Source organism: Candidatus Pelagibacter sp. Uisw_121, assembly GCF_047722545.1.
Classification (GTDB): Bacteria; Pseudomonadota; Alphaproteobacteria; order Pelagibacterales; family Pelagibacteraceae; genus Pelagibacter.
Window position 1 is genome coordinate 610,176 of sequence record NZ_CP159816.1, and the last position, 12,903, is coordinate 623,078.

At 28.7% G+C, this 12,903-nt stretch carries 15 protein-coding genes, 1 pseudogene and 1 riboswitch; of the genes and pseudogenes, 6 read left to right on the plus strand and 10 right to left on the minus strand.

Features of this window, described 5'->3' with window-relative positions:
• The first annotated feature begins 2 nt into the window (after nucleotides 1–2).
• Nucleotides 3–1,214 (plus strand): DegT/DnrJ/EryC1/StrS family aminotransferase, encoded by a 1,212-nt coding sequence (locus ABXT52_RS03200; protein ID WP_415272433.1) that lies wholly within the window; start codon nucleotides 3–5, stop codon nucleotides 1,212–1,214.
• Here ABXT52_RS03200 and ABXT52_RS03205 read toward each other — a convergent pair.
• The gene (locus tag ABXT52_RS03205; RefSeq protein WP_415272434.1) at nucleotides 1,195–2,052 is read right to left on the minus strand and encodes a glycosyltransferase family 2 protein; all 858 of its coding nucleotides are present in this window, start codon (nucleotides 2,050–2,052) and stop codon (nucleotides 1,195–1,197) included. The two genes, ABXT52_RS03200 and ABXT52_RS03205, sit on opposite strands and share 20 nt — an antisense overlap.
• Before the next feature lie 2 nt (nucleotides 2,053–2,054).
• Nucleotides 2,055–2,972 (minus strand): site-specific integrase, encoded by a 918-nt coding sequence (locus tag ABXT52_RS03210; protein ID WP_415272435.1) that lies wholly within the window; start codon nucleotides 2,970–2,972, stop codon nucleotides 2,055–2,057.
• Nucleotides 2,973–3,045: 73 nt separating this feature from the next.
• Here ABXT52_RS03210 and ABXT52_RS03215 point away from each other — a divergent pair, with 73 nt between their 5' ends.
• From ABXT52_RS03215 to ABXT52_RS03225, 3 genes are read left to right on the plus strand one after another with little or no spacing between them, the layout of a single operon-like run.
• On the plus strand, nucleotides 3,046–3,555 hold the full coding sequence (locus ABXT52_RS03215; protein WP_415272436.1) for a hypothetical protein: 510 nt from the start codon (nucleotides 3,046–3,048) through the stop codon (nucleotides 3,553–3,555).
• 32 nt (nucleotides 3,556–3,587) lie between these two features.
• A complete protein-coding gene (locus ABXT52_RS03220) occupies nucleotides 3,588–4,025 on the plus strand; it encodes a GNAT family N-acetyltransferase (RefSeq protein WP_415272437.1) in 438 nt (145 codons plus the stop codon).
• Nucleotides 4,006–4,284: a methylated-DNA--[protein]-cysteine S-methyltransferase gene (locus tag ABXT52_RS03225; RefSeq protein ID WP_415272438.1), complete on the plus strand. Its 279-nt coding sequence runs from the start codon at nucleotides 4,006–4,008 to the stop codon at nucleotides 4,282–4,284. The genes ABXT52_RS03220 and ABXT52_RS03225 overlap by 20 nt, the downstream gene beginning before the upstream one ends.
• Nucleotides 4,285–4,816: 532 nt before the next feature.
• Here the strand turns inward: ABXT52_RS03225 and ABXT52_RS03230 are convergent.
• From ABXT52_RS03230 to rplM, 7 genes and pseudogenes are all read right to left on the minus strand, one after another.
• Entirely contained in the window at nucleotides 4,817–5,665 is an 849-nt protein-coding gene (locus ABXT52_RS03230; protein WP_415272439.1) for a DMT family transporter, read from the minus strand.
• A 17-nt stretch (nucleotides 5,666–5,682) separates the two neighbouring features.
• Nucleotides 5,683–6,579: an AEC family transporter gene (locus ABXT52_RS03235; RefSeq protein ID WP_415272440.1), complete on the minus strand. Its 897-nt coding sequence runs from the start codon at nucleotides 6,577–6,579 to the stop codon at nucleotides 5,683–5,685.
• Nucleotides 6,579–7,872, minus strand: a pseudogene (locus ABXT52_RS03240) (homoserine dehydrogenase). The gene ABXT52_RS03235 and the pseudogene ABXT52_RS03240 overlap by 1 nt, the downstream one beginning before the upstream one ends.
• 3 nt (nucleotides 7,873–7,875) lie before the next feature.
• A complete protein-coding gene (locus tag ABXT52_RS03245) occupies nucleotides 7,876–8,058 on the minus strand; it encodes a hypothetical protein (protein WP_415272441.1) in 183 nt (60 codons plus the stop codon).
• Entirely contained in the window at nucleotides 8,055–9,077 is a 1,023-nt protein-coding gene (argC, locus tag ABXT52_RS03250; protein ID WP_415272442.1) for an N-acetyl-gamma-glutamyl-phosphate reductase, read from the minus strand. Before argC ends, ABXT52_RS03245 begins: the two co-directional genes overlap by 4 nt.
• 34 nt (nucleotides 9,078–9,111) lie before the next feature.
• Nucleotides 9,112–9,561: a 30S ribosomal protein S9 gene (gene rpsI / locus ABXT52_RS03255; RefSeq protein WP_415272443.1), complete on the minus strand. Its 450-nt coding sequence runs from the start codon at nucleotides 9,559–9,561 to the stop codon at nucleotides 9,112–9,114.
• Nucleotide 9,562: 1 nt separating this feature from the next.
• On the minus strand, nucleotides 9,563–10,024 hold the full coding sequence (rplM, locus tag ABXT52_RS03260) for a 50S ribosomal protein L13 (RefSeq protein WP_415272517.1): 462 nt from the start codon (nucleotides 10,022–10,024) through the stop codon (nucleotides 9,563–9,565).
• A 139-nt stretch (nucleotides 10,025–10,163) separates the two neighbouring features.
• Nucleotides 10,164–10,232, plus strand: a riboswitch (SAM riboswitch).
• Nucleotides 10,233–10,236: 4 nt separating this feature from the next.
• Here rplM and ABXT52_RS03265 point away from each other — a divergent pair.
• Nucleotides 10,237–11,565: an O-acetylhomoserine aminocarboxypropyltransferase/cysteine synthase family protein gene (locus ABXT52_RS03265; protein ID WP_415272444.1), complete on the plus strand. Its 1,329-nt coding sequence runs from the start codon at nucleotides 10,237–10,239 to the stop codon at nucleotides 11,563–11,565.
• Here ABXT52_RS03265 and ABXT52_RS03270 read toward each other — a convergent pair.
• Nucleotides 11,558–12,568, minus strand: a complete 1,011-nt coding sequence (locus tag ABXT52_RS03270) for a COX15/CtaA family protein (RefSeq protein WP_415272445.1) — start codon at nucleotides 12,566–12,568, stop codon at nucleotides 11,558–11,560. The genes ABXT52_RS03265 and ABXT52_RS03270 overlap by 8 nt on opposite strands.
• A gap of 42 nt (nucleotides 12,569–12,610) precedes the next feature.
• On the opposite strand from ABXT52_RS03270, the gene ABXT52_RS03275 reads away from it, so the two are divergent.
• Nucleotides 12,611–12,901, plus strand: coding sequence for a chorismate mutase (locus tag ABXT52_RS03275; RefSeq protein WP_415272446.1), 291 nt, complete (start codon nucleotides 12,611–12,613; stop codon nucleotides 12,899–12,901).
• Nucleotides 12,902–12,903: the final 2 nt, after the last annotated feature.

Genomic DNA, 12,903 nt, shown 5'->3' on the forward strand with positions numbered 1-12,903 from the left:
ATATGAAAATATATTATGGTAAAGCTGTATATAACAATAAAGAAATTAATGCTGCTACAAATGTATTAAAAAGAAAATCTCTGACTTTAATAGATGGACCTTCTGTAAAAGAGCTAGAGAAAAAAATATCTAAATTATTTGGTAAAAAATTTGGTTTAATGGTTAACTCAGGTTCTTCTGCTAACCTACTTGCTTTAGCTTCGTTTAAATTCAAAAAGGGATCTGAAATTATCACTCCAACCCTTACATTTTCAACTACAATTGCCCCCATTTATCAGTTAGGACTTATTCCTCACTTTATTGATGTTGAAAAGTCATCTTTTGTTTCAAGAATTGATCAAATTGAAAAATGTATTAACAAAAAAACAGTAGCTATAATGATTCCAAATTTGTTAGGTAATGTTCCTAATTGGCGTGAAATATATAAGATTGCAAAGAAACACAAAATTAAGGTAATTGAAGATTCTGCTGATACAATTGGATATACTTTTAACAATAAAAACTTTGGCAAATACTCTGATGTAACCACTAACAGTATGTATGCGTCTCATATTATTACTGGCGCAGGCTTTGGTGGTATTGTTTGTTTCAACGATAAAAACCTTTACAATAATGCAAAATTACTAAGAGGTTGGGGAAGATCTTCAGCTGTTTTTAATGAGTTTGAAGGTATCAATTTGCGTTTTAATAAAAAAGTTGATGGAATTCCTTATGATGGAAAATATATATTTTCTGAAATGGGATATAATTTTCTACCATCAGAAATTTCTGCAGCTTTTGCTTTAGAGCAACTAAAGAAATTAAAATCTAATATAAATATTAGAGTTAAAAATTTTAATAAGATTTTTAAATATTTCAAAAAACATGAAGACTTATTTATATTACCAACAGAATTTAAAGGTTTGAAGACTGGTTGGCTTGCATTTCCTTTGCTTATTAAAGATAGCAGTAAAATTGTAAGAAAAAACTTACAGATATTTCTAGAAAAAAATGAAATTCAAACAAGAACTATTTTTACAGGTAATATTTTAAGACAACCTATTATGAAATCACACGTTTATAAAAAATGTAAAGACGCAACCACCAATAGTGATAATGTTATGAAGAATGGTATTTTAATTGGATGTCATCATGGCTTAACAGGAAATAATATTAAATATATGCTTAGTAAGTTTGATGCTTTTTTTTCGAAATTTAATTTAAAAGTCTCTTAAACGATTTAAATCCCTTCATTGATGACAATAGTCCATTAAGTCTAGCTTGGTATTTTTCTTTCATACAAATATTTTTTTGGCAGCTATACAATATTATTCTAAAAAAAATTCTTATAAATGACGGTACAAAATAGATAAAAGTAAATAATCTGCCGTAGTGCTTGTTATAAATGTAGTATTTAGACCAAACAAAATGCCAAAAATATAACTTTTCTAAATTGCTAATTTCATTCCTATTTTTAACCTTAACGACACCATTAGCTGCTCCCCTTGGGTGTTCTACCACTAATCTATTAAGTTGATACATTTTGTATCCCATTTTTCTTGCCCTCATACAATAATCTGTTTCTTCAAAATATAAAAAAATATTTTCATCAAATCCTCCAATTTTATCAAAAGACTTAGTGTCAAAACACATGGCGGACCCACTTATAGAATCAATTTCACCAACTTCTAAACTTCTATTTGATTGTTTATGACTTTTTTCTTTAACATTTATGAATCTTGGCCCCAATGCTCCAAAGTTTTTAATTATTTTAATCTTTTTTTCAAATTTATAAATTAAATTGTCATCAACTTTTTTTACATCTGGACTAAAAACAAAAAAATATTTAGTTAAGATATGTTTTCTTGCGTAATTTATTGCAGCACCATATCCATTATTTTTCATATATTTAATATTAATATTCTTATACTTTTTAATTTTTTTTTGTAATTGTCTGTCAGAAGAATTTTCAATAATTAAAATTTTGATATCTTTTGAAAAATTATTTATAAATTTAAAAATTAATTCATTGCTTTTGTGTGAAATTAAAACAACTGTTATTTTATTATTCATCTTTAAATTTTAATCTTATTTAATGCATTATTTTTAAATAAATTTGCTTCTTTAATATATCTTCTTACCATTTCTGTTGATTTGTGACCTGTCATTACCATTATATTTCTTTCTTCAGCTCCAGATTCAGCTGTAGATGTTGCAAAACCTGACCTTAGGCTGTGTCCAGCGTATTTATGACCATCTAAACCAGCATAATTTGCATACTTTTTAATTATTAATGCTACACTTTTATCTGAAATATCAAAAATTTTTCCTTTTTTTAAATCAAATATTTCAATCCAACTTTTCAATGCATTTACGGGACAAAATTTTTCATTGTCAAAGTAGGGGATGGCCTTAGTCATACCTTCTCCAGATTGATCAGTTTTTGATCTCTTTACGAAGATCTTAACTCCCTCTGATACAAACTCTAAGTCCTCATATTCAATATCAACCAACTCAGATCTTCTAAAACCACCTGAAAATCCAATTAAAACTAAAGCTTTATCTCTAATTTTTCTATCATTTTTTTCATTTGACTCATGTATTGCATTAATTAATACTTTTAAATCATTGATTAATAATGGTTTTTTTCCTTTTTGATTACTTCCATTTGTTCTTTTAATGCCCATTAAATTTTCAATTATTATAGGATGTTTTGTATCTATATAATGACCTCTAGTTTTATGAAGTATGCTGATTGAAGCTAAACGCCTTTTTAACGTGCTGTATTTAGAATAAGATGATAAATGAGTTATATATAAAGCTAATATTTTTGGTTGTGTTGGCATTGCCTGAAATCCATTTTTTGAACAAAATAATGAAAAGTCATTATAATCTGACTGATATGCTCTAAGAGTGTTTACTGATTTAGAATTTCTTAAATTCTTTATAGTTTCTAATTCTAGGCTTTTTATATCTGTTATTAAATCATTCATATTTCCGATAACCATTAATTATCGGAAATATATATTAGGTGATTTTGGTTGTCAATAACAATATTATAAATCTATGGGAATTAAAATTTCTAAGTTTATTAAAAAAAAGATTAATAAATCTGAGCTTAAAGAGATCCTTAAAATATCAAATATAATTGAAGAATATCTTAACCAGAAAGAAGTAAATCAAAGAATTCAAAATTTGAATGTTAAAGGTACTGACAGCCAGGTTATTCAAAAAATAATAGAGGAAATAGCTGTTCCTTTGGGTTTTAAAAATGAAAAACAAGGTTTATTCAAGAAGTATAAAGATTTAGGACTTAGACCTGATTTTTATAAGAAAATAGGAAAAAATGGGATTTTAATGGAAGTTGAAAGAGGTAAAACAACAACAAATAACATGGATTTACTGGATATTTATAAATGTCATATTTGTGAAGAAGCTAATCACCTATTTCTGTTTATTCCAATTGAAGTCAGTCACACAAAAAATATATATAAAAGTGTTTGTAAAAAAGTTGAGAATTTTTTTTATGAGGAAAATTACCTTAATATTGATAGTGCAATAGTTTTTGGTTATTAATTTCAATGACTTACAATAATAAATTAAATTAAATGATTAGAAAATTAGAACACAAAGACAAAGAAAATTGGGCTAAATTATATAATGGTTATGCTGATTTCTATAAAGTCTCAATGAATTCAGGGATTTTAGACACTATTTGGAGCTGGATTCATGATGAAAATCATGATGTTAATGCTATTTGCTTTGAATTAGAAGGTAAAATTATTGGAATTGCCCATTATAGAACAATGCCAAGACCAATTAGGGGCCAGTACATTGGTTTTTTAGACGATTTGTTTGTAGAGCCAGAATTTAGAGGTCAAAAAATAGCTCAAAAGCTTATTAGTCACCTAAAATCATTATCTAAAGTCAATAATTGGAATGGAATTCGTTGGATCACTCACTCTTCCAATGAAAATGCTAAGAAATTATACGATAAAATAGCAAACAATACAGGTTTTGAACTTTATGAACTTAAAGGGAACTAAATTTCAGCTAAAAGTCTGGAATTACTTGAAGAAAATACCCAAGGGCAAAGTGAAGACTTATACTGATGTTGCAAAAGCCATTGGAAAACCGCTAGCAGTGAGAGCAGTCGCTAATGCCATAGGTAAAAACCCCTATCCTCCCAAAATACCCTGTCATCGGGTGATCAGATCAGATGGAAGCCTCGGCGGATACTCTGGAAAAGGTGGAATTCAACAAAAACGCCGTTTATTAAGATATGAAAAGGTCTTCATAAAATAGTATTTTCAACCTATTAAATGCTCTAAAAACGTTGGTAATAAATACTTTTAATGGATATTACTATAAATCAACATAAATTAGATAATGCATCCTTCAGTTGCACTGCAAACGACCTATCAAGCAAAATAATGTGCTCTATGGAGCTTTAAAAGGTATATTCTCAGACTGCATTGCTTTACTAGTCAATAATATCAACACTTTTTTACAGTCGTTAAAAGTCCCAATTTTAAAGGGTTTTTTGACCCCCACCCTATATCAAAAAAAAATTATAAATATTTCATATTTCAATAAAGTCTAGAAACGTTGGTATTCAATACTTTTTAATATTTCTCTTAATTTATCAATAAAGGAACTTTAAATTATTTTGTTCAGTTAAAATTTAAGCTGATTTAATTTTATTATCTTGAATATCTGTAATTATTTATAAAATTATAATAATATTATATATTAAATAAAATATAATAATTACATACACTTACATATATAAATAAATGTATAGTATTAAGTAATAGTAAATATATGTTACCTAATATTAATTGCTCCTAATTGTTGCTTCTCTCCTAGAGATATAAATTCCACTAATGACAATTATAGCTAAACCGAGAAAAGTCCAATTATCAGGAAAGTTACCAAAGAAGTAATAACCAATAATTACGTTTGGAATGATCTCTGTATAGCCTAAAGGTGCTAATTTTGATGCATCGGCATATTTTAAGGACAAAATAATGAATAAATGACCAATGCAGGCAAAGACCCCTATTCCAGCCATCATAGACCACTGAGAAAGGTCTGGATTGACCCATATAAAAGGCATGACCCCTGAAACAGCAACTAATCCAACTAAACCAGTAAGTAAAAGAGTTAGTAGTGGATAATCAGAAGTGCTTAATTTACGAGTAATGATTAAATAAAATCCATACATCACTCCAGTTCCTAAAGCAGCTAAACTTGCAAGATTAATTTCAAGGAAACCAGGTCTAATAACAACTAGAGAGCCTACAAAACCAATTACAACTGCTGTCCAACGCCTTATTCCCACCTTCTCTCCTAATAGCATAGGTGAAAATGCAGTGACTATTAATGGAGCAACAAAAGCTAACGTTAAAGCTTTAGCTAAAGGAATTATTGATATTGCATAAAAAAAACAAATATTGGCACAAAGTAAAATAAGACCTCTTAGAATTTGTAATTTAGGTTTATCAGACCATACAAGCTGATTGTTATAAAAGAAAAACATTACAGGGAACGTAAAAACTACCGTAAAAAAATATCTAGCCCATGTTATTTGTAAAACTGGAAGATCAGCACTTAAATACTTTGCAAAACCATCCATCACTGGAAGCATCATCCAACCTAATAAACTAAAAATAATGGCTTTCATAAGCCAATAGATACCGTTTAATTGAAGTACTTTAAAGCAAAGAATACTACCACTGGAATAGTAATAAAAGACATCAATGTTGATGTTACAATTGTACTAGCGATACTATCAACAATTTTCTTAGGAGAATACATAGATCCAACAAGATAATTTAACACAGCACTGGGCATTGCACTTTGTATTAATAAAACACCAGCTGCAAAACCATTCAAATCAAATTTGTTTATTATAAGAATACATATTATTGGACCCAAAATAACACGTCCTAGGGCTAATATTATTGAATCTTTTAAAGAAAATTTAAACCTTGTTAAAGCTACACCAAGAGACATTAAAACTAAAAATATTGTTGCATATGTTAAAAGAAAAGTAGTGTTTTCAAGAAATACTGGGACATCTAAATTAAAATAAAGAAATAATACTGATATTATTATTGCATAAACGGGAGGACTTTTAAGAACCACATCAAAAGAAAATTTTTTTTTAGCAAGAAAAACACCTAATGTAAAATGAAACAAAATTATAACTGAGGCTATAGCAGAAGCTACACCTAGCCCTTCAGTACCATAAGCAAAAAGACAAATTGGTATACCCATATTACCAGTATTTGGTAAAATCATTGGTGGTAGCTCCATACTAAGATCTCTTTTCAAAATAAAAAGTAGTATTAAACCAACTATGGAAAACCCCCCAATCATAACTAAAGCATAGAAAAAGTAGGAAGTAAAAACTGCTAAAGTAACACCTGTGGTAGTTACAGTATAAAAAATCATTGCAGGGGTTCCTATATTACCTGCAAAATTGGTTATGTAATTAGTGTCTATTTTTGGATTTTTTTTCCCCAAGTAATAACCAATACCAATAACAAAAAAAACAGGAAATAAGACTTCAAATATCTTGAAATATAGTTCCATTAATTATGAATTCTAATTAATGTAGGGTATTTAAGAATATCTTTATCTTTTTTGAAAATTGAAAGACAATTCTTAGAATTTAGCTCGTTTGCTTTATGAGTAATAATGACAACAGTAGCTTTATTATTTTTTTTGTTGGGAGTTTGAATTAATCTTTTTACAGAGATTTTATATTTAGCTAGTCTATTAGTAATCTTTGATAAAACACCAGGTTTATCTTTAACTTCAAACCTTAAATATAAAGAGTTTGTATAATTATCAACATCATAGCATTTGATTGATTTTCGCTTATTGCCAGAAATGCCAAAAGGTTTTTTAATACTACCATTCAATATTGAGATTAGGTCAGATAATAATGATGAAGAAGTTGGGCCAGGACCCGCTCCCTCACCTTGTAAAATACTTTCACCTACAGGTTTTCCTTCTAGGATAACTGCATTCATGACTCCACCAACATTGCCAATGTAAGAATTTTTACTAACTAAACATGGATGAACAGTTTCAAATAATTGGTTGTTAATAATTTCAGAGATACCTAATAATTTAATACGTAAATTTAATTGATTGGCAATTTCAATGTCTTTTAATTCAATTTTTTCAATACCTTCCATCAAACATTTGTGTTTTGAAATCTTAGTATTAAATGCAAGAGCAGACAAAATTCTCACTTTAGCAAAAGCATCAAAACCATTAAGATCTAATTTAGGGTTACCTGGTTCAGCGTATCCTAATTTTTGAGCCTTTTTTAAAACATTAGCAAAACTATCTTTAGAATTTCTCATTTCTGAGAGAATATAGTTAGAAGTACCATTCAAAATTCCATAAACTTTAGTAATTTTGTTAGTTGCTAGACCCTCTTTAATAGTTCTTAATATTGGAATACCACCCGCAACAGATGCTTCAAATTCTAAGTTAACATTATTATCTTCAGCTAACTTTCCCAAATAATCACCGTGTTTAGAGATAAGTGCTTTATTAGGAGTGATTACATGAATCTTATTTTTTAAAGCAGTTTCTACTACTTTTTTAGAAACCCCATCTGGTAAACCTATAGCTTCAAATAAAATATCAACTTTAGTTTTATTGAAAATTTCTAATGGGTTTTTAAAAAATATTTTCTTATTAACTTTAAAACTTCTTTTTTTAGAAACGTTTTTTGCTGAAACTGCTACTATATTTATCTTTTTGCCTGTCTTTAACTCAATATCCTTTTTTTTTAGTATTAAGTTCATTTAATAAATAAATGCCAACTTGCCCTAAACCAACCACAGCAATATTTATTATATTTTTCATCTATTAGTTAATATTTGGATATTCTGCATTATTAGAATAATCTTTAAGAAAAAGATTAAATTCATCAAAAGTCATAGACATAAAATCATTTGTTTTATTAATTGAATCGTTATCTAGGTAAGCCGCGTCTTTATTTAACGAACATGAGGTTAAAATTAAAATCAACATTACAAATAAATATTTCAAATTAATCCTTTTGTTTCTTTAAAATTATATTTAATATTCATATTTTGTATAGCTTGACCAGCTCCACCCTTAATTAAATTATCAATAGCAGATAAAATAATAACTCTATTTTTATACTTAGTTTTACAAATTACTAGAGAGCAATTATTTGTGTTAATTACGTCGTTTGTACTTAGCAACGAATTTGTTTTTAGAATTTTAACGAATTTACATTTTGAATATTCACTATTTAAAGTCTTTTCTAATTTCTTAATAGTTACATTTTTGTTAAGGTCTAAGTAAATAGTACTAAGTATCCCTCTAAACATTGGAGTTAGATGGGGAGTAAATGTAAAAGAAAATCTCTTCTTACTATAGTTGTTAATTTCTTGTTGAATTTCAGAGTTATGTCTATGAAAACCTACACCATATGCACTTAAAGATTCATAAAGGTTTTTATCTTTATATTTATTGTGAACACCCCTACCAGCTCCAGAATAACCAGATTTTGAATCTATAATAACATTATCTGTTTTTATTAAATTTTTCTTAACTAAAGGAATAAGTGGTAAAAGTATAGAAGTTGGGTAGCAACCTGGGCATCCAATAATATTAAATTCTTTTACTTTATCACCATTAATTTCAGGTAATGAATAAATTGATTTTTTAATATTTTTAATTGATCTATGTTTTTGTTTGTACCATTTTAGATAATCTGATGCTTTATTAAGTCTAAAGTCAGCAGCTAGATCAATTAATACATTGTGCTTTAACAAATCGTTAGCAATATCTTGTGCCTCACCATTAGGTAATGCTGTAAAAACAAGATCTATGTTTTTTAAAAGGGATCTCTTGTATTTGATTATTTTAGGTAACTTTTTTGAAGTTAATGACTTTTCATAATTGGAGATATTTTTTCCAACAGAGGAATTTCCACAAAGATATTTAATCTTAACATCGCTGTGTTTAACTAATAATTTAATTAATTGAACACCAATATAACCAGTAGATCCAGCAACTAAAACATTAAGCTTGGGCATTGTATTATTATAGCAGTTTAGAGTAAAAAAAGAATTATCTTTTCGAGAATTGGAAGCTTCTTCTAGCTTTTCTACGACCAGGTTTTTTTCTCTCAACTGATCTAGAATCTCTAGTATTTAACTTTTCCGTCTTAAGTGCTGCTCTATTCTCTGAATCAAATAAGATTAGTGCTTTAGCAATGCCATGAACCATTGCCCCAGCTTGACCTGTGTGACCACCACCTGCAACACTACATCTAACATCGTAATCGGTTGCTTGGTTTATAACTTCAAATGGTCTTGTAATTTGCATTTTATGACTTCCGCTAGTGAAATATTCATCCATAGTTCTGCCATTAACGTAAATTTTTCCAGTACCCTTTTTCACCCAAATTTTTGCAATAGATTTCTTTCTTCTACCTGTTGCGTACTTACTATCCTTAAAATCTAATTTAATTTTAGGTTTTTTTGTTGATACTTTAGTTGTTGTGGCTGCTGTTTCCATATTAATTTCTTATTAAATTCTTACTGTTTAATTTACCTAAGTCTAAAAGTTTTGGGTTTTGTGCTGCATGAGGATGTTCTTCACCAGCATAAATTTTTACTTTAGTTAACTGTTTTCTTCCGAGAACTCCGCCAGGTAACATTCTTTTAATAGCTAATTTTAGTGTCTCACCAGGCTTATTTTTTTCTAATAATTTTTCAGGAGTAATTTCTTTAATTCCACCAGGGTGACCAGTATGTCTATAATATTTTTTATCTTTAAACTTTTTTCCAGTGAACTTTGCTTGTTCAACATTTTTGACTACAACAAAATCACCATCATCCATGTGAGGTGTAAAAGTTGTTTTGTTTTTCCCTCTAACAATCATAGCAATTATTGAAGCTAATCTGCCTACTACGGCATTTTTAGCATCTATTTCAAACCAGTTACTGTTTAATTCGCCACTTTTTAGAAATTTTGTCATTGTGCCAGGATTAATACTATTATTAGATATAATGTCAATTTTATATTTTCCTTGTAATATCATACTTAAATGATACTTTGATTAAGCCGATTTGTTCCTATTGCAGGCTAGTTAATGCTAAAAAGGATTTTTTACACACATTATCGGTAGGCGCATTTGAACTGTATTGTACGCCTTGCATAAAGCAAAAGTACTAAAAAAGGAGCATTAAGATGAGCACAAAAAGACAAAACCCTGAGACTATAGCCATACATGGTGGTGATTATAGAAGTGATCCAACAACTAAAGCAGTAGCTGTTCCAATTTATAGAACAACATCTTATCAATTCGATAGTACTGAACATGCTGCAAATTTGTTTGCCCTCAAAGAGTTTGGAAACATTTATACAAGAATAATGAATCCAACTAATGATGCTCTTGAAAAAAGAGTTGCTTCCCTGGAAGGGGGTTTAGCCTGTGTAACAGTAGCATCCGGACAAACAGCATCATCTTTTGCGATTTTAAACGTTGCACAAGCTGGAGATAATATAGTTAGTTCAACAGATCTATATGGGGGTACTATTTCTTTATTTACCCACACTTTAAGTAAGCTTGGTATTGAAGTTAGATATGCAGACCCTTCTGATCCCAAAAACTTTGAAAAAGCTGTTGATGATAAAACTAGAGCTTTTTATGGTGAGACTTTACCCAATCCTTATTTGAGAGTTTTTCCAATTAAAGAGGTTTCTGATATTGGTAAAAAATATAATATACCATTAATAATGGACAACACAGCTGCTCCTGTAATCTGTAAACCTTTAGAACATGGTGCTGCTGTAGTAGTTTATTCACTAACAAAATATATAGGTGGTCACGGTACAGTTGTAGGTGGAGCTTTAGTTGATGGAGGTAATTTTGATTGGACAGCTGATCCAAAAAGACAGCCTTTATTTAATGAACCTGATGCAAGCTATGGTGGTGCTGTTTGGGGAAAAGTAGTTCCAGAATTAACAGGGGCTAATGTTTCTTTTGCAGTAAGAGCTCGTGTTACATTACTAAGAGATCTTGGTTCTGCTTTGTCTCCTGACAACGCATTTGGAATTATCCAAGGCCTTGAAACAGTTGCTCTTAGAATGAAACAACACTGTTCTAATGCATCAAAAGTTGTTGACTATTTGAAAAAAAATAAGGAAATAGCTAGAGTAATTTATCCAACAGAACATGAAGGTAAAATTGCAGATCGTGCTAAAAAATACCTTAATAATGGAAATGGTGGTTTAGTTGGTATTGAACTCGAAGGTGGTATTGAAGCAGGTAAAAGGTTTATAGAGTCTTTGAAAATGTTTTATCATGTAGCAAATATCGGTGATGCAAGAAGTTTAGCAATTCACCCTGCAACAACAACTCATAGTCAGTTAACAGAAAAAGAATTGTTAGCTTCAGGTGTTACACCCGGATACGTAAGATTATGCATTGGCATAGAGCATATAGATGATATTATTGAAGATTTAGAACAAGCATTAAATAAATCTTCTAAAAGAAATTTGAAAGCAGTTAGTTAGAGTTTTTATATAATATTAAAAAGTAAGAACTCAAAACTAATATTGAACCTAACTGGTGTAGTGAAGCATATATAATCTCTACACCAGAAATCAAAGTTATGATTCCTAAAAAAATTTGAATCAAGATAGCAACATCAAAAAATAATACATATTTAAAATCATATCTTTTTTTAAAATAGATAAAATTCAAAATAATTATAAAAAATAAAAGTAAATACGCAGTCGATCTATGCAGAAATTGAACAATAGATGGGTTGTTAAATAATTGAGTGTTAATTAAATCACCATAACCAACATCATTTGGAAAAAAGCTACCGTTCATATCGGGCCATGAATTATAGATAAGACCACCATCTAAACCCGATAAAAAAGCACCCAATACTACTTGCAAAACTATCAACTTAAGTGTGAATAATAAAAGTAAATTTGGAATTTTATATTGAAATTTCTTAATTTTATAAATATCTAAAATATACCAGAAAATTAAACTTAAGATAAATAAAGCTAAAGATAAATGTATGCTTAATCTGAAGTGACTAACATCATTATTTTCAATTAATCCACTAGAGACCATATACCAACCTATAAATCCTTGAAGGCACACAAGGAAAAATATCCAATAATATTTATTTGAGTAATGTGGCGTATTTTTAAAATGTAGACTAAAGAAAAGCAAAGGCACCAAAGTAAATAGACCAACAAATCTTGCTAACAATCTATGTGCATATTCCCAATAGAAAATAACTTTAAATTCATCTAGAGACATGCCATAATTAATATTTTTATATTCAGGAATTTTTTTGTACTCTGAAAAATAAAAATTCCACTCGCTAATATTCAGCGGTGGCAGAATTCCAGTAAAGAGTTCCCAAGCAGTGATGGATAAACCTGAGTCTGTTAATCTAGTAAGACCACCAACTGCTATCATGAGAACAATTAATGAAAATAAAGTTATTAACCACAATTTTAAATATTTTATATAGTTGTCGCTATTTACAAACATAAATTATACTTATAATAATTATCTTAATAACCAATTGAATAAATGTCGCCTACTAATAAAAAAAAACTTAATCAAATTAGAATAAAGCTTGATAAGCTTGATAATGATTTACTTAAATTGATTAAAAAAAGGTCATCATTAGTAAATGATGTATTAAAAGTAAAAATACATAAGAAAGAAATTGTTGATCAAAAAAGGATAAATTTTATTCTTAAAAAGATTAAAAAAAAATCAATACAAACTAACATAGATCCAAAAATTACTAATAGAATATGGAAAAATATGATTTGGTCTTTTATTGATTACGAAAAAAGAAACTTTAGAAAAAAGTAATG

Excerpts from the sequence above, each read along its gene's own strand:
- ABXT52_RS03200 (WP_415272433.1), top strand. The coding sequence starts at position 3 with ATGAAAATATATTATGGTAAAGCTGTATATAACAATAAAGAAATTAAT.
- ABXT52_RS03205 (WP_415272434.1), bottom strand. The coding sequence starts at position 2,052 with ATGAATAATAAAATAACAGTTGTTTTAATTTCACACAAAAGCAATGAA.
- ABXT52_RS03210 (WP_415272435.1), bottom strand. The coding sequence starts at position 2,972 with ATGAATGATTTAATAACAGATATAAAAAGCCTAGAATTAGAAACTATA.
- ABXT52_RS03215 (WP_415272436.1), top strand. The coding sequence starts at position 3,046 with ATGGGAATTAAAATTTCTAAGTTTATTAAAAAAAAGATTAATAAATCT.
- ABXT52_RS03220 (WP_415272437.1), top strand. The coding sequence starts at position 3,588 with ATGATTAGAAAATTAGAACACAAAGACAAAGAAAATTGGGCTAAATTA.
- ABXT52_RS03225 (WP_415272438.1), top strand. The coding sequence starts at position 4,006 with ATGAACTTAAAGGGAACTAAATTTCAGCTAAAAGTCTGGAATTACTTG.
- ABXT52_RS03230 (WP_415272439.1), bottom strand. The coding sequence starts at position 5,665 with ATGAAAGCCATTATTTTTAGTTTATTAGGTTGGATGATGCTTCCAGTG.
- ABXT52_RS03235 (WP_415272440.1), bottom strand. The coding sequence starts at position 6,579 with ATGGAACTATATTTCAAGATATTTGAAGTCTTATTTCCTGTTTTTTTT.
- argC (WP_415272442.1), bottom strand. The coding sequence starts at position 9,077 with ATGCCCAAGCTTAATGTTTTAGTTGCTGGATCTACTGGTTATATTGGT.
- rpsI (WP_415272443.1), bottom strand. The coding sequence starts at position 9,561 with ATGGAAACAGCAGCCACAACAACTAAAGTATCAACAAAAAAACCTAAA.
- rplM (WP_415272517.1), bottom strand. The coding sequence starts at position 10,024 with ATGACAAAATTTCTAAAAAGTGGCGAATTAAACAGTAACTGGTTTGAA.
- ABXT52_RS03265 (WP_415272444.1), top strand. The coding sequence starts at position 10,237 with ATGAGCACAAAAAGACAAAACCCTGAGACTATAGCCATACATGGTGGT.
- ABXT52_RS03270 (WP_415272445.1), bottom strand. The coding sequence starts at position 12,568 with ATGTTTGTAAATAGCGACAACTATATAAAATATTTAAAATTGTGGTTA.
- ABXT52_RS03275 (WP_415272446.1), top strand. The coding sequence starts at position 12,611 with ATGTCGCCTACTAATAAAAAAAAACTTAATCAAATTAGAATAAAGCTT.